Origin of the sequence: Streptomyces sp. WM4235, from assembly GCF_001279725.1 — a bacterium.
In the GTDB taxonomy this organism is placed as follows: Bacteria; Actinomycetota; Actinomycetes; order Streptomycetales; family Streptomycetaceae; genus Streptomyces.
On record NZ_LGDE01000231.1, the window covers coordinates 1 to 751 of the forward strand.

At 72.2% G+C, this 751-nt stretch carries 2 protein-coding genes; both read right to left on the minus strand.

The genetic code is table 11. The annotated features are described in order from the left end of the window. Nucleotides 1-267: enoyl-CoA hydratase/isomerase family protein (locus tag ADK55_RS17765; protein ID WP_199826554.1), on the minus strand; the 267-nt coding region annotated here is incomplete at its 3' end. Then, nucleotides 267-751: acyl-CoA dehydrogenase family protein (locus ADK55_RS17770; protein WP_267887348.1), on the minus strand; the 485-nt coding region annotated here is incomplete at its 5' end. The genes ADK55_RS17770 and ADK55_RS17765, both read right to left, overlap by 1 nt.

Genomic DNA, 751 nt, shown 5'->3' on the forward strand with positions numbered 1-751 from the left:
GTCCCGCCAGAAGTCCGCCGACGCCGTACCGCCGGCCTTGGCATCGTCGTGGATGGCCCGGATGTCACCGCCCGCACACAGCCCACGCTCGCCGGCGCCGGAGACGACCACCGCCTCCACGGCGGGATCGCCGCGCCAGGCGGTCAGGGCCTCCTCGACGCGCAGCACCATGGGGTGACTGAGCGCGTTCAGGGCCTTCGGGCGGTTGAGGGTCAGGCGGCCCGTGCGGCCCTCGACGTGGACCAGGACGTCCGCTTCGTCGGTCATCACAGGTTCTCCGTCAGGCCGCGGGCGACGATGACGCGCATGATCTCGTTGGTCCCTTCCAGGATCTGGTGCACACGGAGGTCTCGGACGATCTTCTCGATGCCGTACTCGCTCAAGTAGCCGTATCCGCCGTGTAGTTGGAGCGCACGGTCGGCCACCGTGAAACCCGTGTCGGTGGCGAAGCGCTTGGCCATGGCGCAGAGCTGCGCGGCCTGCGGGTCGCCGTTGTCCAGGGCCTGCGCGGCGGTGCGGACCAGGGCGCGGGCGGCGGTGAGTTCGGTGGCCATGTCGGCGAGGCGGAACTGGAGCGCCTGCGCGTCGAGCAGGCGCGCTCCGAACGCCTCGCGGTCGGCCAGGTGGGCGAGGCTGCGGTCCAGTGCGCTCTGGGCGCCGCCGAGCGAACAGGCGGCGATGCCGAGCCGGCCACCGTTGAGGGCGGTCATGGCCATGCGGAACCCGTCACCCTCCGCGCCGAGCCGGCGCG